The organism is Paenibacillus sp. NPDC056579, assembly GCF_042793215.1.
Taxonomy (GTDB): Bacteria; Bacillota; Bacilli; order Paenibacillales; family NBRC-103111; genus Paenibacillus_S.
The window spans coordinates 62,349-85,236 of sequence record NZ_JBHTVD010000001.1 but is presented as its reverse complement, the minus strand read 5'-3'; the positions used below and the strand labels follow the sequence as shown (position 1 = coordinate 85,236).

Genomic DNA, 22,888 nt, shown 5'->3' with positions numbered 1-22,888 from the left:
CTAAGAGCTATAGTTGCTGCGGAGACATAGACGGGATAATGCATCAGCCGAATTTGTCATCCGTTCCTTAGTATGGCTGGGTTATTTAGTTTTTATCAAAACCGGATCGATTTGCATAGCTGGTGATATCGATTCCGCGGGTCATGCACCAGTGCGCGGTCTCGCCGCCAACGACCACCGGAACGTTCCATAGATCAGCTATAGCAGGAGCCCCAAGCGCCGTCATGACAAGCGTCAATTCATGATGAATGGAGCGAATTCGATCTATCAACGCGGCCGTTCCGTCCGTTCGCAATATGCTTAAGAAAGCTCCTGCAATCCCCACCGCGGAAGCGCCGAGAATTAACGCTTTGCTGACTTCCCTGCTGCCGGAGATGCCGCCGGTGGCAATAATCGCTTCCCCCGTCTGAGCTTTACGGCTCTTCAGAGCATGGAGTGCCTCAAGCAAAGCGACCGCCGTCGTGCTGCCCCAATCGTTCAGCCATGAGATCGGCTCGGATCGGCGCGCGTTCTCGATGGCGGCAAAATTGGTTCCGCCGGAGCCTCCGATATCGAACAAGGTGACCCCTAAGCGCGCCAGCGCCGTGACACTTTCGTGAGCCATCCCGAAGCCCACTTCCTTAACAATAACCGGAACGTGTACCCGCTCCATTATGGATGCTATCCTCTCGGACGTCCCGCGAAAATCACGATCCCCTTCCGGCATGATCAGCTCCTGCATCACATTCAAATGGATTTGCAGCGCGTCCGCACGAAGCATCTCGACTGCCTGCTCCGCTTGATCGGGCGTAGCTTCGCTTCCCAAATTGCCTATGACGATGCCTTCCGGATTCATTTGCCTGACGACCCTATAGCTTGAAACGACTTCACGGTTCTTAATCGCCGACATTTGCGACCCAACCGCCATCGCCAATCCGGTTTCCCTAGCGGCAACGGCCAGCTCCCGGTTAATCTCCTCTGTTTCCCGAGCGCCGCCAGTCATCGCATTAATAATAATCGGCGAGCTCAAATTGAGTTCGCCGATCGTAGTTTGCAATGAAATTAGCTTCGTGCAGGATTCAGGGATACAGTTATGAATCAGCTTGATGTCGGAGAAGCCGTGGCTTCCCTTCTGTCCAAGCTTCAGAGCATAATGAACATGCTCCAGCTTCCTAGGAATACGCACCCTGTTTCCCCCTAATTTCCGATGCTTATTTAAATTTGCTCAGTTTATCGCCGAAACGCTCGCCGAGCGTCAGGTTCAAGCCTTGGTTTTGATACTCTTCAGCAATAACCGTTTCTTTTTGGTTTCTTGCAGGCTTCTCCGATCTAGGAGCCGGGGCTGCATCGGCAGGAGCTTCTTCGGTTTCTTTGATGCTCAAGCTGATGCGCTTCTCGTCCACGTTCAGATCGAGCACCTTCACCTTCACTTCTTGTCCTTCTTTCAGTACTTCGAACGGAGTTGCAATATGACGATGAGCGATTTGGGAAATATGAACCAAACCTTCCACGCCAGGAGCAACCTCAACGAAAGCGCCGAACGGTGCAAGACGTTTTACGGTACCTGTCAAGATGTCGCCGATGTTGAATTTGCCGCTCACTTGCTGCCAAGGACCAGGTTGAGTCGCTTTAATGCTCAAGCTGATGCGCTCGCTGCCCGGATCCAGCTTCAAGATTTGCACTTTCACTTGATCGCCTTCTTTAACGACCTCGGAAGGAGTTTCTACATGGTGCCATGCCATTTCGGAAATGTGCACCAAGCCGTCGATGCCGCCGATATCTACGAATGCGCCAAACGGAGTCAGGCGTTGTACTGTACCGGTCAATTCTTGACCAACGGACAGGCCTGCGATCAGATCTTTTTTCTTAGCTTCGAACTCTTCGTCCAGAACGTCTTTTTGCGAAAGAATCACTTTGTTTTTCTCGCGGTCCATTTCTTTCACGCGAAGTTTCAATGTGCGGCCTTTGTAGTCGCTGAAATCTTCAACGAACGTACGCTCAACCATGGAAGCAGGCACAAAGCCGCGCAAACCGATATCCACTACGAGACCGCCTTTAACAACCTCGGCCACTCTAGCTTCGATAATCGTTTTGTTCTCCATGTCGGCTTGCAGCTGTTCCCAAGCTTTTTCGCTGTCCACTACGCGCTTGGAAAGAACAAGCTTTTCTTTGTTATCGTCAATGGTCAATACTTTCAATTCAACATCTTGTCCTACTTGAACGCCTTCGCCGGCGCTTCCCAGGTTAACGGAGGAAAGCTCGCGGATAGGAATTACGCCGTCATACTTATAACCTACATCGACGAAAGCTTGGTCATCGTCGACTTTGATGATTTTCCCTTTTACGGTATCTCCCTTTTTCAGTACGGAAACATTAGCCATGGATTCCTCTTGGGATACCTCTTGCTGTGCTTGCTCTTCTTGTTCGTTTTGCTCCACTCTTGTCTCTTCTGACATGGTTCAATACCCTCCTCAATTAGCAACCTAACTCAATAATAGTAGTTACAATTGCTGCTATCTTATATAATTTACCGACGCATAAAGAATACGCGGTTAATTGTTTTACTAAGTATTCCACAATTTATCATTTCGATTCGTATTCCTTGACCATGGAACGGATAACCTTCAAGATTTTATCGGTTGCCTGCTCCAGGCCTTCACCGCCTGCATCGGCGAACTCGCTTATATCGACGGGCTTGCCGTAGACCAGCTTCATTTGCCGGAACGGCTTGTATTTGCCTACTATAGCGGCTGGAACTACTGTAGCGCCGGACTTCAAGGCCAGCATAGCAGCGCCCTTCTTGCCCATTCCTTCCGCGTTATTGCGGGTACCTTCCGGAAAAATACCGAGAATCTTGTTCTCCTTGAGCAGTTGAAGCGACAACCGGATGGATTCTTTGCTGACGCCGCCGCGTTTTACGGGAAAAGCGCTGATTCTGGGCAGCACCCACCCCAGTACGGGAACGTCGAACAGCTCTGCTTTCGCCATATAATGAACTCTGCGCCCTACAAGCGGCGACCCGAGAAGAGGTGGATCGAAATTGCTCGTATGGTTGGCGCACAGAATGACGGGTACTCCTTCGGGAACGTTTTCTTTGCCGATCACTTTTAAACGGAACACGGTCCGGAATATAAAATGAAATAAGGCACGAAGCGTAGAGTAAAGCATATTACTTCCCTCCGACTTTGGCTCTGCAAAGTTCCAAGATCCGCTCAACCACTTCCGCTATCGACATTTCCGTCGTATCGAGCAGCACCGCATCAGGAGCTTGTACAAGCGGAGACGTTTCTCTCTGCTCATCCATTCTGTCGCGGGACGCAATTTCTTGCTCGAGCTGCTCCAAAGTGACTTCAGGCCTGTCGTCCTGAATTTCCTTGAACCGTCTCTCGGCGCGAATTCTGACGCTGGCGGTTAAAAATATTTTGAGCTCCGCATCCGGAAGCACGCTGCTCCCGATATCTCTTCCGTCCATAACAACACCTTTGTCGGCTGCAAGCAGCTTCTGCTTATCCGTCAAAATGCGACGCACTTCTGGAATTTGCGAAATACGGGACACGTTACCGGTTACCTCGGCGGAGCGGATTGCCGCTGTTACCTCTTGTCCGTCAAGATAGACCTGCTGACCGTCTTTCCCTGGAACCAGACGAATGTCAAGCCGCGTAGCGACTTGTACAACCTCCGCTTCCTGATCCGGGCGAAGATCCGCTTTCAATATACTCCATGTGACAGCTCTATACATGGCACCGGTGTCCACATAAACGAAGTCCAATTCGTTCGCGACAAGCCGAGCGATCGTGCTCTTCCCAGCTCCTGCCGGACCATCTATAGCGATATTGATCTTTTCCAAAACGCGGGCCTCCCAGCACTATAATGAACAAAGTTGAATAAAAACAGGCCCAGCCTGCGATCGAAGAAAATTATACCATAGGTGTTAGAAGGATTGCAAAAGTCTTCGATGCCTACTCGCCCGATAACGAAGCGGTCTAAGAAGCGGTTCGGGAGTATGGAACTCCTTCCAACTGCTCCACTTTGACCATATAATATCGTAGAAAAGGTACTTGCAGCAGCAGCTGGCTCAAGATCAGCAAGGATACGAGCACCAGCAGCACTCTTTTGACCCATCGTTCAAAAATCGAGGAAAATTGTAAAAATAGGTCCTCGTACCCATTTTCCTTTTCCACGCTTGTCTCTTCTTCCATCATCTACCACTCCAAAAAAAGCTCTTTTCGTGGTAGTCTATCCATATTTCGACATTTCATGCAGCGGATTATTTACGCAAGTCCAGCTGCCTTTCGAAGCAATAACGGATGATTTTTTGCCTGTCTCGGTCCGTAATTTCCGCGAACCTCATCATAACCTGCTGTTTGCCTGTTTCCAGCGGCTTGATTCGAACCAGCTCCCCGCGAAAAGGAACATGCTCGATTTGCCCGTTCTTGTAAGGAACCAGCATCCAGCAATGAACCGACTGCTGAATATTCAGCGGTATGTAACCGTCGCAGAGGAAGGAGATCCCTCCCCCGCCGACATCATCGGTTAGAGCGACAAATCGCAGCTGCTCCGAATAAGTAACCGCAAGCTCCAGCTCCGCAGGTACCCGCAGGAAGTTGCGCCGCTGCACCTTCGTTATCGTCTCGGGCTCCGGTTTTTTAATATGAACCATCCGGATCGTTTCTTCCGAGAAGGCGAGCACAGACGTGTTGAAATAATTTTTAACCCCGCCGTCGGTAATAAAATAAACGGACAATTCATCGCCCATATAGAGTCTTTTCAATCGTCCCGTCTTCTCGTTTAACGGTACCTCCATAATGATTTGGCGATCATTGATATCGGCGATTCTCGATTTGAACTCTTGCTTCGCCTCTTCATCGTCGATGGAATTGACTTGTATATGTAAAATCTGATTGACTTTCGGCAGCAAAAAGCTTCCTCCCCCCAGAATTTGACAAAAAACAGTGCCTAAGAACTAGAATCCACCTATATTATACCATGCGGCTTTCATATGGGAAGAAAAAAAGAAGAAGCCTCTCAGCTTCTTCCATCGGATGTTATGTTTGTACTTGTTGATCTTCCTTGCGGACATGCTCGATTTTTTCTTCGGCACCCGTATCGGCGTTAATAAAAATTTTATAGATGCCGCCGTTGATTTTCCCCGTGTACTGATAGCACTGCACTTCTTCCTTCATATCGTTGCGGATCAAAGCCATCGCTTCTCCATCGACTTTGAAATTCGGATTCAGCACCTTGCGCGCCTCCTCCTGCGTCAGCTTAGGTGCCTTCAGCTGGCGTTCCTTGTGATCAAACACGTAGTCGGTTGCCTGAAGCCCGACGATTTCTCCATTATCCATCGCCACCTTGACCGCTACTTTGTCGAGGTAGTTGATCATGTTATTGTCACGGCTGGCAAACGTAATATTGGCATTGTTGCTGTATTCGTCGTAAGCTACCGCCGTCATATTTTTGAAGTCGTGGCTATCGAGGAACTCAGCCGCCGCGTCGCGGGCCCGGCGGAAATCCAGCTTCTTCTCAGGCACTTCTCTGTCGGCCGAGAACCAGAGCAGCTGGCCTCCTTTGGTGCTGTAATCCATTTGGATTCCGCCCGGATTATTGCCCCGATTGGCTGAAACGCTGAACGAATGGTACTCGGTGCCCGCTCCATTCTCGACGACCTGCAGAGCGGAAGGATCGATGTTCAGGAAGGTCGCCGCCTTCTGTTTCACTTCGTCTGCGGTGACGTCGTTGCCGGACAGCATTTTCATATCGCGAGTCTGGAACAGGTTCATGATCGAAGGACTCCACTTGACGTCGGAGTATTCGGATACCTTCTTGTCGACCGTCTGGAAGCCGTCGATGATCGTATTGTCCAGCGGCTCTTTCTCTGTCGCCAGCGCCATTTCAACGTCCATCCATCGCAAATTGTTCGCCAGCACTTTGTTTTGCATGCCGCGCAGATCTTTGCTGATTTCGTCCGCATGGGTGTACAATGCGTTTAATGTGGCCATTTCCTCCTGATTTAACGGCTGCTTGTTAAGATCTCTAACGGCGGCCCGGTACGCGAAGTTCGACATGTTCGCCAGAAATTCCCCCGTTTTATTGAACGGCAGCAGCGATAGTGGAAGCTGGCTTATTTCACTTTGAGCCTGATTCGTTATACGCCATACATTGACCAACCCTTTTTTGTAGCTGTCCTGAGATGCGGTATTAATGGCCAATGTGTTGCCCAGCTCGTTATGGAGCCGGTCCACATGAAAGGAAAGGTCATGGAATGCCCGCTGATACTGGTTTTCCGCTTTAATGAGAATCGCGTTTTTCTCCTGATGCTCCAAATACCCCCATACGCCCGCCCCGATCAAGGCAACGACTAAAATCGGAAACATTACGATGCTTAATCTTCTGTACATGGATGTGAATTCTCCCTTCTTCAGCCAAACTTGGCTTTAGTTTTCGCCCAAGGAAGATGTCTTATTCACAAAAAAAAGAAGCCTGCATCAGGCCTCTCCCGTTTAGAAATCATGGGTTTCGATATCAAAGTCGTTCTCGTTGTTGCAGATGCACTGCTTGAATCCCGTATCGATCTTGCCCTTGTCTCTTCTTCCTTTCAAAATGAACCGTTCCCCGCACCAGTTGCAGCGAATCGTTACCTTTACTCGTTCGTTTACGGTCATGTTTACCCTCCCGGCATGAATTCTATACTGACAAGTATAGACAAACCGGTTAAATTTTAATCTGCTCCTCCCTGCGCACGACGCGCAGCGGCGATCGGGCATTCGCGCGGTTGACCTTCCTTATGCTTCTTATCCACAAGAATGCCATTAACGGGATCATAAACCAGATCCAATACGCCTTGGCGGTAAGGAGCACATAATCGAATACCCCGTGCCAAAAAATCGGGAGCATAAGCGAGAAGATCAAGTGGCGCGTCCTCAGCTCCTCTACGAATTTGGCTCTTCCCAAATGATAGCCCATGATAACGCCGAACATCGCGTGCCCCGATACCGGCAGCAGCGCTCTGTATAACAGACTCGAAATGGACGAGGAATTGAGCAGCGCATAAAATACGTTCTCTAGCGTAGCAAAGCCGAGCGAAGCGGCTACCGCATAGACGATTCCGTCATAAGGCTCGTCGAACGAAGTATGCTTGTAGATGATGAAATAAACGAGAAACCATTTCAGAAATTCTTCAATTCCGGATGAAATGATAAAGCTGAATACGAACGGATTCTCACCCAAGCCATGAACCAAGGCGCGCTGGATGACCATGACCGGGAATACCAGCAGCACTCCGAATAAAAATACTTTCATGACGAGATGGATCGGCTCCGTATCGTAACGGTCCTTCAAATAAAAATAAGCCATCAGAGCGACACCGGGCGCTATCGCTGCCGTCAAGACTGAGAAGACGCTCATGTGTCCCCCTCCGTTTCCGTGTTTTTGATTGAAGCCAACGCGTAGACAAATCCAATGAATACAGGCAGAACTGTGTCTCCGGCCGCTGTTGAAATCGGGTTAAAATGATGAGAATTGGCGGCGATAACCCGATTTCAAAGGCGGCACGTAAACTCTTCCGGCACAACTTCTGCCCTCCATCATCTCATTTGTCGAAGAGAAAAGGCCCCAATCAAAAACATGCCATTAATTATAAAATTAAACCCACCCGCGAAAACGGGCGGCTTCAGCCATCTTACGAACGCCCACCATATAAGCGGCCAAACGCATATCCACATTTCTTGTAATATGAATATTATAGACATTTTCAAAGCCTTTTTCCATTACTTCTTGCAGCTTGGAATGCACTTCCGCTTCCGTCCAATAATATCCCTGATTGTTCTGCACCCACTCAAAGTAAGATACGACCACCCCGCCTGCGCTCGCCAGCACATCGGGAACCAGCAGGATGCCGCGGTCGGTCAAAATTTTCGTCGCTTCCAGAGTCGTAGGACCGTTGGCCGCTTCCACCACGATGGATGCCTTGATCCGATCGGCATTGTCCAATGTGATCTGATTCTCGATCGCGGCCGGGACAAGAATATCGCAATCTTGCTCGAGCAGCTCCTTATTCGTAATTGTATTCTGGAACAGCTTGGTTACGGTGCCGAACGAATCGCGACGGTCCAGCAAGTATTCGATATCCAGCCCGTCTTTGTTGTACAGCGCGCCGTAAGCATCGGATATCCCGATAACCTTCGCTCCCGCTTCATGCATGAATTTGGCCAGGAAGCTCCCGGCATTGCCGAAGCCTTGGATGATCACCTTGGCGTCTTGAATCCGGATCCCTTTCTTCTTCAGTGCCTGATCGATCATGATCGTTACCCCCTTGGCCGTAGCCGTCTCCCGACCATGAGAGCCTCCCAAGACGACCGGCTTGCCCGTAATAAAGTTCGGGGCGTCAAATTCGCGGATCCGGCTGTACTCGTCCATCATCCAGGCCATAATCTGCGAGTTCGTCATGACATCAGGCGCCGGAATGTCCTTGGTCGGCCCGACGATTTGGCTGATCGCCCTAACGTATCCTCTGCTTAGCCGCTCCAGCTCCCGAAACGACATTTGCCGCGGGTCGCAAATAATGCCCCCTTTGCCTCCGCCGTACGGCAAATCGACAATGCCGCACTTCAAGCTCATCCAGATGGACAGAGCTTTGACCTCGTCCTCGGTTACGTCAGGATGAAAGCGGACGCCGCCCTTGGTCGGACCTACAGCGTCATTATGCTGCGCGCGGTAACCGGTGAAAATTTTGATCGAATCATCATCCATACGAATCGGAATGCGAACCGTCATAATCCGCATCGGCTCTTTCAGCAGGTCTACCATCGCTTGTGGGTAGCCCAGCTTGACGAGCGCCTGCTCAATGATTACCTGTGTAGCATGAAGCACGTTAAGGTTTTCAGCCATCGGAACCATCCTTTTTGCTTTCTATTTTTCCGTAAACATTGCTTTCTCCTGCTGGAAGCTTAGCGGAATGTCGACCAGTGTGCCGTTTCTGTTTTTCAGAAGTTTCAGCATGACGGAAGTCATCTCCGTTTCCTGATTTTCTTTAGCCTCTTGCGGTTGGAGCAGCATGATGACATCGGCGCACGCTTCAATGCCTTCCGGGAACCGGTTGGGACTGCATTCCCCGGGCATCGCCGCTATGACCGTTGCATTCCATTCCTTGGACCACTGCTTAAGCGCATAGGTGATCAACGTCCGGTGATCGTCGGAAGACGAAGCATGCCCGGAAGCCCGCGCCGGCACCCTATTCAAATGGTCGATGAAAACAACCGGTGTCTTATCGGCCAGCGAAGCTATTTTTTCAATAGAGCCCATCACTTTATCGAGCGTTGTATCGAGCGAGCATTCCAATGTCCACAGCATTTTGCTTATAGGCAGATACGCTTTGTTTGCTTCGTTTATTTGCTCGGGATCGACCTTTCCGTTCAATACCTTCTGCGGCTCGACGCCGATAATTCTCGCGATGCTTCTCGCCCACAGCTCAAAGCTCGTCATATCCCACGACACATATACGACCGGGGTTTGTCCTTCGGCAATGTGATCGGCCATCTGCTTCATCAGCATCGTCTTCCCGCTGGAAGCCGCCCCGCATATCAAATACAATCCGCTTTGGAAGCCGCCGTACAGTACTTCGTCCAAACGGCTGATACCGCTCGAAACGCCAGTTACCTGCCCGCGGTACCGCTTCATGTACTCTTCGGCATATACCGTAATATTTTTCACATCGGGAGCAACCGGTACAAGCATCGCTTCTTCCATCGTTTGATTCAGAAGCTGCATGAACGTTTCCAGCGGATTTTGGACTTTAACGAAAAAGTCGTTCAAATCGCGGATCGATTCCGGCAAATTAACAATATACGTTTCCGCAGCCGTTTCCTGCAGCATCGTTTGTATTTTGACACTTTCCCTTCTGCCTAATTCATCGTTCCCCATGCAAATAAACACCCGTTTCCCTTTCAAACGCTCGGCATGAATGTCCTTAAAGCCGAACCAGTGAGGGATGCAGACGGCAGGGAGCCTTGCTTGGGCCAGACTCATCACATCGAACAGCCCGTTGCACAGGATGATATCTTCCGTCTCCTCCAATATTTGTTCATTGAACATGTAATCCTCGATGCCGAGAAGCGCTTTATATTTGGGCTCCCGGTGATCGACGGCGCGGCCGATCAGTTCAATGACCGCTCCATTAGCATCACAGACGGGAATAATGACCCGGTTGGCAAAGTAATCGCTCAGAACATCCGGATTGACGGTAAAGCCTATTTTCCCCTGATCGAAGCCCAAGCGATACTGCTCGATCGTCTCTTCCTCGATCCCTCTTTTATACAAATACAAAAAAGCTTCATCCCGAAGCTGCTTCTGATAACGATGGACCAAATCCTCCAAATCGAAGGTGGACTTGGACGCCCCCATATTCATTGCCGTCATACGGTCTCCCCCTACATGCTGCTATCGTCTGTTTGCAAAGCTATCTATTTATGCGCGGCTGCTGTCATTCTCAGCAAAAGAAGCCGCAAAAAAAGCACTCCGCAAAAACTACTGTTTTTGAAGAATGCTTCCGCCAACCTGTTTCTTAATCGTTCATATGGGTTATTTAAAATGGGAACACAGCACTTGTACGGCATTGGTTTCAATCACCGTCTTGCCATATTCCTCAAGCACGGCTCTTGTTACGGTAGCAGCATCGCCAAATTCCGATAATACCGCAATTACTGCTTGGTATCCGCTCTCATCAAGTTCGTCGGCATTTAACAGCAGGAACCATCTGTTCTTGTATGAGAACAGGGTACCTCCGTCAGTAACGAGTGGATTCAACACCTTGGCCATACGGATCAAGTCTTCAAAGTCATGGAAAACGTAAGAAATTTGGTCGGATTGCTCTAGAGTAACCTCCAGCTCATACATTTCCTCCACTTCCTCGTCATAGGTCTCGACGGAGGATTGGAAATCGACTTTACCGCGGGTAACGATGACAACCATACCTTGTGCTGGCAGCTGCAGCACTTCTACGGCTAACGGACCGGATGGTTCGAATCCGAGCTCGCTGTATGCCTGATCCATCATGTCGCTAAACAGCTCGTGTACTTTCGGAATTTCTCTCCACATGTCATCCTTTTGAATGCCTCGCTCCGTCAAGTCGTCGAATGTGAGGAAAATCCGTATCTTGTCCTGACTTAAACGCTCCATTTTCATACAGGTTTCCTCCTTGCCGACGCATATATTAACAGCTTATGAAGTAAGGTTAAAAAGGTGAGTAAGCTTTTACAGCTTGTATTCAATTATATGACTATTATATCACAACATAACAAGAAATGTGCGAATGTCCTGAAAAAAAGAAAAGACACAAGCAGGTTGCTCTGCCTGTGTCTGGTGCTTATGATCCATCTACAACCATCAGTGCTTCTGGTATACTTCTTCTTGGCCGTTCTCGGCTAAAATTTCGTTGACGGTCGATTTGAGCTCGGGATCCTGGCTGATGATTTCCTCTACCTTACCGAGGGTCGAAGAGGATGATAAAGATGAAGATGAATGCTCATCTTTTTTCAGGCTAGAGGCGGCAGTTTGATTCATTTTTGTTTTGTTTTGATTCGATGAATCCATCGAACGCTCATTCGATCTGCCCCTATCGGCCGAGCTGCCAAGCGACTGATTGCTGCTCATCGCGGAGAACAGCATGGACTTGCTTTTATTATTGATATAGATAACCGCAGCAGCGCCGACAAGTCCGCCGAGCAAGAAAGATCCGAATTTCATGGCCATCCCTCCATCAGAGTAGTATTCGAATGTATTTTCCGCTATGATGGGACGAACCATGCATGATAAAATCAGGAAACCATCTGAGAATAGGAGTTACCAACATGAACAAAAAGCTGCTGTGCGGACTTGCCGCCCTTCTTCTCATGGCCGCGGCCGCCTGCCAAAACGAATCGAAGCCGCCTGTCCCATCCGCCGCAGAACCGACGAATGCCGCGCCAGCTCCTAACGCCGGCTCCTCTGCAAATGAGACGAAGCAAGTCCAGCCCGCCCAAGGAAACGGAGCTGCTGACAATAAAGCCGGCATTACAGCTGCTGCAACTCCTGCTCCTACACCTGCCCCGCCTCAACAAGCGAAGCCCTTGTACCGAATGAATCCGAAAAGCTACGATATCGTTCCTATAGATTCTGCCGCGACGGAGAAAAAGGTCGTCCTTTTAACGTTCGATGATGGCCCCAAAGACAAAGACATGCTGGAGTCGATGCTGAACACGCTGGACAAGCATCATGCCAAAGCGATCTTTTTCGTCAACGGCTACCGAGCCAAGCAAAAGCCCGAGCTGTTGAAGCTGATCCATGACAGAGGCCAGACGATTGGCAACCATTCGTGGGATCATATCGATCTCAAGAAGGAAAGCAAGGAGAAGGTGAATCAGCAGATCGGGGACGTTCAGCAGTTAGTAAAAGATACGATCGGCACCGCACCGAAATTTTTCCGTCCGCCGTTCGGTTCCGGGAGCGATGAGGTTCGGGCCAAGGCGCTGGAGGAGCAAATGCTCTTCATGACCTGGTCCAACGGTTCGAAGGATTGGGAAATGACTTCCAAAAGCAATAACCCGGATAAGGTCGTAGCCAATGTGTTGGAACAACTCCGTCCGGGCAGCAATATTTTGATGCACGAGCTCGCATGGACCGATAAAGCTCTGGATAAGCTGCTGACGGAGCTCGAGCAGAAGCAGTACGGATTTGTCGATCCGGCTTCCATCGAGGTCGCACCTTAAACCATACACCTTACAAAAGTCCGTTGATATAACGGCGCCATCCCCATACAAGCAGTCCAACGACAAGCGCAATAAATAACCAAAGCAAGGTCCGGTAAAAGATCGGGAGCCACTTTTCCTTCTCCGTAGCATGAACGGTCTTACGGGGAGGGAGAAAGGTTTCCTCCTTCTCCTCTATCGGATGCTGCATCATTATGCTGTTATCCTCTGGCTGTCTGGAACTCATTAATCCTCTCTCCTGTAACGAATAATACAACCCATAACGAAATCAATGACAAAATGTGCGGCGATAGGCGCCCACAAGGAGCCCGATTGAATATAGATCCAGCCGAGTCCGTAGCTGATGCCGAAAACAAGTCCCGTCATAAGCCAATGCTGCAGGTAGCGGATATGAATGGCTGCGAACAATATGCTTGTCCAATAAGGCCCCCAAGCCGCCTGGACCGCTCCGCGAAACAACAGCTCCTCGCAAAAAGCTACAATAAACGACATTACGGCGATATGCCATAACGGCCGATTTTTGAACAGCATATCGTTGATGCCGCCGTCATCCGTCACTTCAGGCGGTACCCATCTGGAGATGAGAATATCTACAATCAGGACGGCCGCGGCATAAGCGACGCCCCAGAGCAGAATCCAATACCCGCCCTTAATAGAGAACATGGCGCTTAGCGAAGGCTTTTGAAACAGCATAATGATGACGCCCAATAAAAGAACGATAAGTTGCGTTACGTACAAATTGATGAGCAGAAACCGGTCGTCCATTTCGTCAATACTCAATTTCCTGAATTTAAACGGTTTGAAATCGAATTTTTTCATGCAAATTATTCCTTTTATCGACAATATCACCTATACTATCAATTGATAACATACTGCGAGGAGCATGCTTATGGACAGAAGTCTTAACCGTACAGATTACTTGTTTGTCCTCACCTTCATTTTTATGCTTGTCTTATCGGTTGGCACTTTTTTCATGGGGTTGAAACTAGGACAGGAACGATCCGCAGCCAAGTATGAGGAGCTCTTCTCCAAACAAAACGAAGCTGCCAAAGGTTATTCCGCTTATCATCAACAGTATTTGGTGTCATATTATCATACCATTTATGAGCCGTACAGGGAATTTCAGCAGAGCTGGTTCGACAAAACTCACGAGTTGGAGATCAACCGATCGGCTGACGCCTCCTTGATTCTTAAAGATTTGGGCAAGCTGGCCAAAGCGAAGTACGACGCGGTAAGCTCCACGTCCATGCCGGATTCGTCGCCTCTGCTTCAGCAAGGCCAACAAAATTATGCGAAAAGCCTGAAGCTGTTCCATGAAGCGCTGACGAGCTTCCAGGCCAAAGCCAATTCCATACCGGGAAGCGAGCTTGTAAAAGCGATGAATAGCGACCCTTACTTCACTGAAGCACGGAAGTTCGCCTTGGCCGCGCAAAGCAATTATTACGAATCCATCGTGAAATGGAACGAATCGGAAAATCCTCAATTCAAGCACGCGGGCAAAGACAATCCGCTCGCAATAGCGGAGTGGAATACGCTGTCCTTAAATGTGAAGAACTTATACATAGCAAGCAAGCTTGCGCAAGACAATGTGTTCAAGCCGTTCACGCCGCAGGATTTGTCGATGAAAATCGACGAGATGATTGCATCCGGCCAATCGGGCAAGATGAATTTATCCCAGGTGCAGAACGTCATCGACGTGCTGTTGGCGACCAATGCGGTTGGTTCCGGCGATTTTGCCCGCAACAAAACCCGCTGGTACGCGAACGAAACGCTGCCGCAAATCCCGTTTTTCGCCAGTGCGAATTGAGAAAACATTAATTAGTTCCAATATGGTAAGAAAAACAAAAGCCGCTAAGACCAAGACAGCAGCAGCTGACTTATGACTTAGCGGCTTTATTGAATTGAATGCCCTGAAGACGAAATCAATCGTATTGAAACCCTCTCAGCATGGCCACTGCGGCCATTCCGCCCTCTACATTGACCACATTCTCGTATCCCTGCTGGCGCAAATAATAGCACACATTCGCGCTTCGAACTCCATGTGCGCAAACAATATAAAGGGTTTGCTCCTCGGGCAGCTCCCCCATCCTCGCCGGAATCGTATTCATCGGAATGAGCTTCGCTTCGTCCAGATGATAGTACTCCCACTCCCACGACTCGCGGACATCGATGATCAGCGCATCTCCGAGCTGTTTGGTCTCGAGCTTCTCAACAAACGATCTCGGATCTATCATTTCAAACGGTTCCATGACCTTCATCCTTTCCTTCGCGCTGTACTGTATAGAAGCATAACGAAAAATTCACAATTAAACAAGTAAAAACCATTGCAATTCCGGTGAAATTGCCATAAAATATGGTTTGTGACCCGGTAAAGACGAACAATCTATCAATCTTCTCTATGTTATGTACGTAGATTTACCGAGTGTTCCAATGCTGTTACAGGGTGCGTTAATCGTTTTCGACACCTATTGACACAAGCTTGAGGGTCATGTTACGCTAATGAAAATTTCATCTAGTAATCAACACCGACGGAGACAGTGTGAACCGGTAATGCGCAGAGAGCCGATGGTAGGTGCGAATCGGACATTATCTTTTACACGGAGCACTTCAGAGTTGCTGTATTGAACCTCTACCGATTATTCGGACAGAGCCCTAGTAGGTACAGCCGGTTAGAAACCGTTACATTTCTGAGTCATTGGACTCGACAAGGCTGCAACGTGCGAACGCGCAGCGAATTAGGGTGGTACCACGAGAGTTACTCTTCGTCCCTTCATAATACGGCAATCGTATGGGGATGAGGAGTTTTTTTATGCCCAATTTGTCTCCGGCTGCATTCCTACTCGCCACCCGGCAAGCATTCTGGCAATGAAAATGATTATAAATGGAGGTCAATGAACAATGTTTAAAGTGTTAGTAATGGATGGCATCAGCGACATGGGGATTCAAATGCTGTATGATGCGGAAGATGTAACGGTTGAGAAGAAAAACGGATTGTCCGAAGATGAGCTGGTTGCCATTATCGCCGAATACGACGCTTTGATGGTTAGAAGCCAGACAAAGGTAACCGAGAAAATCATGGCTGCCGCTTCCAACCTGAAGGTCGTCGGCCGTGCAGGCGTCGGTGTAGACAACATTGACCTTGAAGCTGCTACCAAACGCGGTATCGTCGTTATCAACGCTCCGGACGGCAACACTATCGCAACTTGTGAGCTGACCTTCGCCATGATGATGTCGGTGGCACGCTCGATCCCTCAGGCTTACAAAAAAACCGTTGGCGGCGAATGGGACCGCAAAACGTTCGTTGGCGTAGAGCTGCGCAACAAAACGTTAGGTATTTTGGGTATGGGACGTATCGGAAGCGAAGTAGCTAAGCGCGCCAAAGTTTTCGGTATGAACGTAGTCGGCTACGACCCGTTCTTGACCGAAGAGCGTGCCGAGAAGATCGGTGTCAAATTGGGCACGGTGAACGAGATTTGTGCGCAAGCCGATTTCATTACAGTTCATACTCCGCTCACGAATGAAACGCGCCATATGATTTCGCGCCCTCAATTCGAGCTGATGAGAAAAGGTGTACGCCTTATCAACTGTGCTCGCGGCGGTATTATCGACGAAATGGCTTTGGTAGAAGCTATCGATGCCGGAATCGTTGCCGGCGCTGCATTTGACGTATTCGAGCAAGAGCCGCCTAAAGCGGATCATCCGTTCCTGAACAATCCGAAAATCATCGTAACTCCGCACTTGGGAGCTTCTACTGTAGAAGCGCAAGAGAACGTTGCGATCGACGTATCGGAAGAAGTACTGCACATTTTGCGTGACCAGCCGTTCAAAAATGCGGTTAACATGCCGCCGGTACCTCCGACCGTCCTCAACAAGCTGCAGCCTTACTTCAACTTGGGCGAGCACCTGGGACAATTCGTCGGCCAAATGACCGAAGGCGCGGTGCAGGAAATTATCGTTAACTACTCCGGTGATTTGAGCGATGTCGACACGACTCCTCTAACCCGTTATATTGTAAGAGGCGTTCTGGCCAACCAGCTCGAAGGCGTAAACATCGTCAACGCTATGCATTTGGCTAAAACTCGCGACGTGAATATCGTGACTCAAAAATCTACGGCATCCAAAACATTTACCAACCTGGTATCCGTTACATTGAAAACCAAAACCGAAGAGCGCACATTGGCAGGAACGCTTCTGTCCGGCTATGGCGAGCGTATCGTGCAAATCGATCAATACCCTGTCGATATTGCGCCTCAAGGCAACCTGCTTCTGATCTCCCATAACGATAAGCCGGGAATCATCGGCCGCGTCGGTACGCTGCTCGGCAGCAACGACGTCAACATCGCTACGATGCAAGTAGGACGTAAAGTGATCGGCGGTTCCGCAATCATGGTGCTCACCACAGATAAACCGGCGCCGAAAGACGTGTTGGATCAACTGGGTCAGCTTCCAGAGATCGAGAAAGTAACCGAGCTGACTTTACAATAATCCATCCTTTGTTTCACGAACAACAAGATTTACTTTGTTTTTTCAACAAAAAAAGAGGGCATCCGATACGATTATCGAATGCTCTCTTTTTTTTCGAGCAAAAACGCGCTCTGGAGTCAGTTGTAAAAAGGAGTTAATCTCTATGCCTGCCGGCACGGAATAATGACGGAGAACGTCGTTCCCTGCCCTACCATACTCTTCGCTTGTACCGTTCCCTGGTGCGCATCCACCAGGTTTTTCACAATGGAGAGACCTAAGCCGGTTCCCCCTGTCGTGCCTCGCGTACGCGCCTTATCCGCCTTGTAAAACCGTTCAAATATAAAAGGCAGATCGCCTGCAGGGATCCCCTGCCCTTCATCGGATATTTCCAGCAGCGCGGCCTCCCTGCCCATATGCATCACAGTTACGGCACGCATCCGAATTTGTGCTTGCGAAGGTGTATGCCGGATGGCATTGTCGAGCAAATTCGTCATAACCTGTTCCAGCCTGTCTTCGTCCGCCTGAATGTTCAGGCTGTCTTCCGGCAGCTCCAACGTCATGGTAATGCCCCGCTCCTTCGACAGTACGGCGAATTTGCGATGCATCCTTCTCATGAAGCCCCCGACATCGACCTGCCGGATGTGAAGCTCCAGATTGCCGGTCTCCATCCTTGCGAGATCTAGCAGATCGCGAACGAGTCTGCCCATACGCAGCGATTCGTCATGGATGACTTGAGCGAGCTCCTGCCGCTCCTCCGGCGAGGAGGCGATATCGTCGAGCAGCGCCTCGCTGTAGCCCTGCAGCATGGACAGCGGCGTGCGAAGCTCGTGGGATACATTCGCCACGAAATCTTTGCGAAGCTTATCGAGACGGAACTCTTCGGTCACGTTCCTCATTACGGCGACGACGCCCCGGACGACATCCCGAGAATGTAGCGGAGCCATCACAATGGACCATACTTCATTCTTCACGTGAAGGTTTTCCGTTATTTCATTGGCTCCGTTAATCACTTCTTCGAACAACGGCCGGACCGGAGGCGGAATCGTGCCAAGCTGCGTACTCTGCTGCGGATCCGTGTCTGGATCGGCGTCAAAATCGTTCCATTCGAGCTGATTCCAGTCGCGAACGATCTTGTAGCCCTGCGGATTGGTCAAGATCACCTGCCCGTCGGCATCGAACGTAATGACCGCATCGGACATACTGCGCAGGACGCTGGATAAATGCTCCTTCTCGTGGTTCAACGCCTTGATCGTATCCGACAGCTCCTCGCCCATCCGGTTGAACGTCTTGGACAGTTCCCCGAGTTCATCATCGGACGCGATAGGCACTCTCGTTCCAAATTCCCCATGGGATATGAGATCGGCCGCTTTTCTTAGCTGCTGCAGCGGCTGGGTAATCTTGGTCAACAGGAAGAACGCAAAAAATGTGGTCATCAGAAACCCGGCGATGCCGACATAAACGAACAATCGCATGACATACGTCTGCGTCGCCTCAACCGACTGGGTCGACTGATACAGCACGGCGGCACCTATAATCTTTTGCTGAGAAGCATCCATCAGAGGAACGGCAACGGCCGAATACAGATTGTTGGCCCGCAGCTTCACTCCGGCTTTCCCTTCCAGCTGATTGTCGATCGATTCGCCGGCAAACACCTTTTGCATATCCTGATTGCTGAAAAAGTCGTCGTAATGCAGATCCCCAAGCGATCCGTCGTCGAAAAATCCGGATTGCTTGAACTGGGTATCCACTATAAAAACCGTCGCTTCCTGAGCGCTCAGAAGATCGTTAACCATCGTAATATAATGATCGTCTTCACTGTGAACCGAAATGCCGCTGGCTACCTTCTTGGCGAGCTTATGCAGGTTCTCGATCTGATCCTGAGACTTCGGGAACGAGGTTTGAATGTAATTCAGCAAAAACAAGCCCAACAGCATCAATATGACCGCTACCAGCCCGATGATCGTTATCCACAGCTTGCCGACGATGCTTCTTAGAATAAACACCTATTTAGGCACCTCAAGCTTGTACCCGACGCCCCATACGGTTGTGATCATGGACGCTGCGTCAGGGGAGACTTTGTTCAGCTTCTCGCGAAGCCGTTTTACATGGGTATCTACCGTCCGCAAATCCCCGAAAAACTCATAGTTCCATACATCCTTCAGCAGCTCTTCACGGGAAAACACTTTATCGGGCGATACAGCCAAATAATGAAGCAGTTCGTATTCTTTCGGCGTCAGAGCCACCTCTTGACCGCCTGCCGTTACACGGTGCGCATCATGCTCGATCACGAGATTAGGAAATACGATATTGTTGCTCGAATTGACCTCTTTGGACAAATACGCGGTTACCGAAGAACGGCGAAGGATCGCCTTCACCCGGTAGATGACCTCACGCGGGCTGAATGGCTTGACCACGTAATCGTCAGCCCCCACTTCAAAGCCCTGCACCCGGTTCGTTTCTTCCCCTTTGGCCGTCAGCATAATAACGGGTGTCGATTTCACCTGGCGAAGTCTGGCGCATACTTCATTCCCGTCGATGCCGGGAAGCATAATATCGAGCAATATCAGATCGTAGTCCGACTCCACCGCTTTTTTCAAAGCAGTCTCGCCGTCCTCGGCTTCATCTATAGCGAAGTTTTCCTTTTCCAAATACATCCGAAGCAAACGGCGAATCCGCTCTTCATCGTCAACTACCAAAATAGTCATCTTTCTTTCCGACATGGGCCTCAATCCTTTCTTATTGCACTGCGCAATGGGTTATACTCCGGCGTAGGAATGAAGTCCGGCAATGACCAGATTTACTCCTACCAGCGTAAACATGACGACCATAAATCCAATTACGGACAGCCAGGCCGACTTCTTCCCCTGCCAGCCTCTCGACAGGCGGAGGTGCAAGTAAGCGGCATAGTACAGCCATGTAATCAAAGCCCATACTTCCTTCGGGTCCCAGCCCCAGAATCGGCCCCAGGCCTCAGCAGCCCAGATCATTGCAAAGATAAGGGCACCCAGCGTAAAGATAGGATAGCCGATAGCGATGGCCCGATAGCTGATTTCATCGATGTCCTCTTCCTCCATCCCTTTCATCAAGGGGCTGATAGCGGCGGACAGCGGTTTGCGGGCAGCTAGACGCAGCAAGAGATATAGGACAATACCGCCAAGGATGGACCAGACCACCGTATTTAATTTTCTTCCTGCATCGCTGCCCTTGAAGAACGACGGAGCTTCGAGCAGCGGTTCTGTCATGCCGAGGAACGGCTTCATCTCAATCACTTCGGAATTATCCGGCGCAAAAATAGGCGGAAGCACATACTTGGAAGTTGACTGCACCGTATTGCCGGTATCGTCCGTACTCGTAACGGCAAAGGAAGCATGATACCCTGCGGCATTGAAGCTGAAAATGGATACGACGAAGGCTACGATAACGATCAGGAAGCCCATCGTGATTTCTACGCCGACGCGTTCTTTCTTCGAAGACCTGTCCTTATTGCCGAAATCAATGGTCCGAAGCAAATACATGAGTCCCGCTGCGAACCCTACTGCGAAGAAGGCTTCGCCCAAGGCGGCCGTCGTCACGTGAATTTTCAACCAGTAGCTTTGCAGCGCCGGGATGAGCGGCTGAATTTCTTTCGGGAATACCGATGCGTACGCGATAATAATAATGCCCACCGGCAAGGCGAACACGCCAAGCACCGGCGTCCGGTAAATAAAGTACACGATAATGAAGGCAAGCATAATCATCATTCCGAGGAACGTCATGAACTCGAACATATTGCTCGTCGGAATATGTCCGGCCTCCGCCCACCGCAGGAAGAAGAAGGCCGCGTGACAGGCAAAGCCGATAATGGAGGCGATGATGCCCACCTTGCCCCATTTTGCCACATGCTCCTCAGGGTTTTGCTGATTCCACTGCTTCCCCGTTATCGCCACGACAAATATTAAAAAGGCAACGCTATAAACAATAAAAGCAAGAAATAAAAATGAACTGCTATCCATTGCGACCCACCCCTGCCTCTAACGTTTTAGGATCCACATCAATCCCTGATTTTTTTAAGATGTGTTCTACTTCTTTGCGGATGCCGTACCAGTTTTTGTTCGTATGGGCGCCCAACGAAAGCTTGCCGTTATCGATCCGGATCCATATACGGCGGTGATGCCAGTAAAAGCCCATAACCAGTCCGATCATCGAGATGGCAGCCCCCGTCCATATGTACGGCAGCGCGCGATCGACACGAATATTCAAGTAGCTGGTGTACTCTGAGAATTGAACGTCCTGCATGGAGTTTACGGATAGATCGAGCTTGTCCGCAATCTCGCGGTTAATCGCATCCTGCTTGAACTCTTCCTTATCGACGGGCAGCGGGAAGTAGATGTAAGGCTGTCCTTCCGGCGCAAGATCGGGACCGGTAATATGAAAGATAAATGCCGGAGCCACCGGATCTTTGGACTTCGTAATCGGCATTCCGTTCTCGATGCCGAAGTCGGGATAATACCCTTTGAGCTTCAAATCGTAAGGGCCGATTTTATAGCTTTCCACCGGTCTGGACATCGATAGATCGATGCTCCCGTAGTTTTCCCCTGTCTTCTTGTTCTTTAGGGAAGGCTTAACGGAGATGAGAAGCGGAAATTGCGAATATTCGCTTTGGTACGCGAGCAGCCCCCTGTAATTCAGCGGCTTGTTGACGATGATATCCTGACGGTGAACCTCTTCCAGCTTCGGCTCGTTCAGCGGGTCGTCGCAATTCGCGGTACATTTGTACAAAACGGCCTTGGTCTCGAAAATTTTCGGTACCGCCATATTCTTCGCTCTGAACTCCTCGGACATTTCCTCCGGGCTGTAATATTCCAGCGTGAACTTCTCGTTCTTCAAATAAAAAGACGTATCCGGCAGCTTGACGGTCTGCCCTTCGGCTACGGAAACGTATTGGTCCATATGCCATCCCGGCAAGCTTCGCATGAGAACGGCCATCAAGAAAATGATTAGACCGATATGGTTGATATAGGGGCCCCACCGGCTGAAGCGGTTTTTCTCCGCAAGGAGCGCCGAACCGTCCGTATGTACGTTGTAGCGGTATTTCTTAAGCGCCTTGGCTGTCTGCTCGATCCATGCCTTGGATTCCGATTCGGAATAATCGGTGTCCCCGCTCTTTAATTGCCCCGAGTACCTTACTTTTTGGCGCAAAATAAAGCTGAGATGCTTACGGATCTGCTGCTTGCTGAGCGCCCGGTACAACGGAAGCACCCGGTCCAGACTGCATACGACCAGCGACGTGCCGATCATAAACAGAAGCGTAATGAACCACCAGGATTCATAGGTGTGGGACAGCCCCAACTTGTAATAGATGTCTCCGAACGTCCCGTAGTTTTCTTTATAATAGGTGGACGGATCGAAGTTGATGAAATTGCTCTCCTGCCGGAATATCGTTCCGAGAGACGCGCCCAATAATGTAATAATAATTAGGTATACGGCAATTTTGACAGAGGAGAAGAAATTCCATACCTTGTCTATCAAGCCTGGATTCGTTTTTTGCGATCTCCTGGCTACTCCGTCGTAACGCATCTCAAGCGGAGCCGATTGATCGTCCTCGAACAGCGGCTTCCCGCATGATTCGCAAAGTACGGTACCGACAAAATTTTGGTGGCCGCATTCGCATTTTGTATTCTCAATCATGATGTCCTCCTGAGCACCTTTCTCTTAGAAAAGCTTAC

General features: G+C 49.8%; 23 protein-coding genes and 1 other annotated feature. Of the genes, 3 read left to right on the top strand and 20 right to left on the bottom strand.

All coding sequences use genetic code 11. The features are described from left to right. Positions 1-85 precede the first annotated feature (85 nt). The 13 genes from fni to ACFQ88_RS00390 all read right to left on the bottom strand — a co-directional run bounded on the left by fni (position 86) and on the right by ACFQ88_RS00390 (position 11,718). Positions 86-1,165 (bottom strand): type 2 isopentenyl-diphosphate Delta-isomerase, encoded by a 1,080-nt coding sequence (gene fni, locus ACFQ88_RS00450; RefSeq protein WP_379451290.1) that lies wholly within the window; start codon positions 1,163-1,165, stop codon positions 86-88. Between the two features lie 25 nt (positions 1,166-1,190). Beyond that, positions 1,191-2,435, bottom strand: a complete 1,245-nt coding sequence (gene rpsA / locus ACFQ88_RS00445) for a 30S ribosomal protein S1 (protein WP_239634377.1) — start codon at positions 2,433-2,435, stop codon at positions 1,191-1,193. Positions 2,436-2,562: 127 nt separating this feature from the next. Next, entirely contained in the window at positions 2,563-3,147 is a 585-nt protein-coding gene (locus tag ACFQ88_RS00440) for a lysophospholipid acyltransferase family protein (protein ID WP_239634376.1), read from the bottom strand. Position 3,148: 1 nt separating this feature from the next. Next, entirely contained in the window at positions 3,149-3,826 is a 678-nt protein-coding gene (cmk, locus tag ACFQ88_RS00435) for a (d)CMP kinase (protein ID WP_379451289.1), read from the bottom strand. Positions 3,827-3,962: 136 nt separating this feature from the next. Beyond that, positions 3,963-4,178: a hypothetical protein gene (locus tag ACFQ88_RS00430; protein WP_379451288.1), complete on the bottom strand. Its 216-nt coding sequence runs from the start codon at positions 4,176-4,178 to the stop codon at positions 3,963-3,965. Between the two features lie 68 nt (positions 4,179-4,246). Next, positions 4,247-4,897, bottom strand: a complete 651-nt coding sequence (locus ACFQ88_RS00425) for a flagellar brake protein (protein ID WP_379451287.1) — start codon at positions 4,895-4,897, stop codon at positions 4,247-4,249. A gap of 127 nt (positions 4,898-5,024) precedes the next feature. Next, positions 5,025-6,377: a germination protein YpeB gene (gene ypeB / locus ACFQ88_RS00420; protein ID WP_379451286.1), complete on the bottom strand. Its 1,353-nt coding sequence runs from the start codon at positions 6,375-6,377 to the stop codon at positions 5,025-5,027. A 102-nt stretch (positions 6,378-6,479) separates the two neighbouring features. Then, positions 6,480-6,641 (bottom strand): hypothetical protein, encoded by a 162-nt coding sequence (locus ACFQ88_RS00415; RefSeq protein ID WP_239634371.1) that lies wholly within the window; start codon positions 6,639-6,641, stop codon positions 6,480-6,482. A gap of 49 nt (positions 6,642-6,690) precedes the next feature. Beyond that, positions 6,691-7,383, bottom strand: a complete 693-nt coding sequence (gene prsW / locus ACFQ88_RS00410; RefSeq protein ID WP_239634370.1) for a glutamic-type intramembrane protease PrsW — start codon at positions 7,381-7,383, stop codon at positions 6,691-6,693. Between the two features lie 237 nt (positions 7,384-7,620). Beyond that, a complete protein-coding gene (locus ACFQ88_RS00405) occupies positions 7,621-8,865 on the bottom strand; it encodes a Glu/Leu/Phe/Val family dehydrogenase (RefSeq protein WP_239634369.1) in 1,245 nt (414 codons plus the stop codon). A gap of 21 nt (positions 8,866-8,886) precedes the next feature. Continuing rightward, positions 8,887-10,392, bottom strand: coding sequence for a DnaB-like helicase C-terminal domain-containing protein (locus ACFQ88_RS00400; RefSeq protein ID WP_379451285.1), 1,506 nt, complete (start codon positions 10,390-10,392; stop codon positions 8,887-8,889). Between the two features lie 162 nt (positions 10,393-10,554). Then, the gene (locus ACFQ88_RS00395) at positions 10,555-11,157 is read right to left on the bottom strand and encodes a genetic competence negative regulator (RefSeq protein ID WP_379451284.1); all 603 of its coding nucleotides are present in this window, start codon (positions 11,155-11,157) and stop codon (positions 10,555-10,557) included. Positions 11,158-11,358: 201 nt separating this feature from the next. After that, positions 11,359-11,718 (bottom strand): hypothetical protein, encoded by a 360-nt coding sequence (locus ACFQ88_RS00390; RefSeq protein ID WP_239634366.1) that lies wholly within the window; start codon positions 11,716-11,718, stop codon positions 11,359-11,361. A 104-nt stretch (positions 11,719-11,822) separates the two neighbouring features. Here ACFQ88_RS00390 and ACFQ88_RS00385 point away from each other — a divergent pair, with 104 nt between their 5' ends. Next, positions 11,823-12,719 (top strand): polysaccharide deacetylase family protein, encoded by an 897-nt coding sequence (locus ACFQ88_RS00385; RefSeq protein ID WP_379451283.1) that lies wholly within the window; start codon positions 11,823-11,825, stop codon positions 12,717-12,719. A 10-nt stretch (positions 12,720-12,729) separates the two neighbouring features. Here ACFQ88_RS00385 and ACFQ88_RS00380 read toward each other — a convergent pair whose 3' ends face one another. Together ACFQ88_RS00380 and ACFQ88_RS00375 are read right to left on the bottom strand one after the other, a co-directional pair. Beyond that, positions 12,730-12,945, bottom strand: a complete 216-nt coding sequence (locus tag ACFQ88_RS00380; RefSeq protein WP_379451282.1) for a hypothetical protein — start codon at positions 12,943-12,945, stop codon at positions 12,730-12,732. Then, entirely contained in the window at positions 12,945-13,538 is a 594-nt protein-coding gene (locus ACFQ88_RS00375; protein ID WP_379451281.1) for a CPBP family glutamic-type intramembrane protease, read from the bottom strand. Before ACFQ88_RS00375 ends, ACFQ88_RS00380 begins: the two co-directional genes overlap by 1 nt. Before the next feature lie 70 nt (positions 13,539-13,608). Here ACFQ88_RS00375 and ACFQ88_RS00370 point away from each other — a divergent pair, with 70 nt between their 5' ends. Continuing rightward, on the top strand, positions 13,609-14,526 hold the full coding sequence (locus tag ACFQ88_RS00370; RefSeq protein WP_379451280.1) for a hypothetical protein: 918 nt from the start codon (positions 13,609-13,611) through the stop codon (positions 14,524-14,526). Positions 14,527-14,641: 115 nt separating this feature from the next. Here the strand turns inward: ACFQ88_RS00370 and ACFQ88_RS00365 are convergent, their stop codons facing one another. Further along, entirely contained in the window at positions 14,642-14,968 is a 327-nt protein-coding gene (locus ACFQ88_RS00365) for a rhodanese-like domain-containing protein (RefSeq protein ID WP_239634361.1), read from the bottom strand. 267 nt (positions 14,969-15,235) lie between these two features. Then, positions 15,236-15,492, top strand: a binding site (T-box leader). Positions 15,493-15,617: 125 nt separating this feature from the next. Here ACFQ88_RS00365 and serA point away from each other — a divergent pair. Then, complete coding sequence (gene serA / locus ACFQ88_RS00360; RefSeq protein ID WP_239634360.1) at positions 15,618-17,204, top strand: phosphoglycerate dehydrogenase; 1,587 nt, start codon at positions 15,618-15,620, stop codon at positions 17,202-17,204. Positions 17,205-17,344: 140 nt separating this feature from the next. Here the strand turns inward: serA and ACFQ88_RS00355 are convergent, their stop codons facing one another. Genes ACFQ88_RS00355 through resB form a run of 4 tightly spaced genes read right to left on the bottom strand, consistent with a single transcriptional unit; the run spans position 17,345 to position 22,850 of the window. After that, positions 17,345-19,186, bottom strand: coding sequence for an ATP-binding protein (locus tag ACFQ88_RS00355; protein ID WP_239634359.1), 1,842 nt, complete (start codon positions 19,184-19,186; stop codon positions 17,345-17,347). Further along, positions 19,187-19,903: a response regulator transcription factor gene (locus ACFQ88_RS00350; RefSeq protein WP_239634358.1), complete on the bottom strand. Its 717-nt coding sequence runs from the start codon at positions 19,901-19,903 to the stop codon at positions 19,187-19,189. It abuts the gene before it with no gap. Between the two features lie 36 nt (positions 19,904-19,939). Further along, positions 19,940-21,175, bottom strand: coding sequence for a c-type cytochrome biogenesis protein CcsB (gene ccsB, locus ACFQ88_RS00345; RefSeq protein ID WP_239634357.1), 1,236 nt, complete (start codon positions 21,173-21,175; stop codon positions 19,940-19,942). Next, positions 21,168-22,850: a cytochrome c biogenesis protein ResB gene (resB, locus tag ACFQ88_RS00340; protein WP_239634356.1), complete on the bottom strand. Its 1,683-nt coding sequence runs from the start codon at positions 22,848-22,850 to the stop codon at positions 21,168-21,170. The genes ccsB and resB overlap by 8 nt, the downstream gene beginning before the upstream one ends. Positions 22,851-22,888 lie beyond the last annotated feature (38 nt).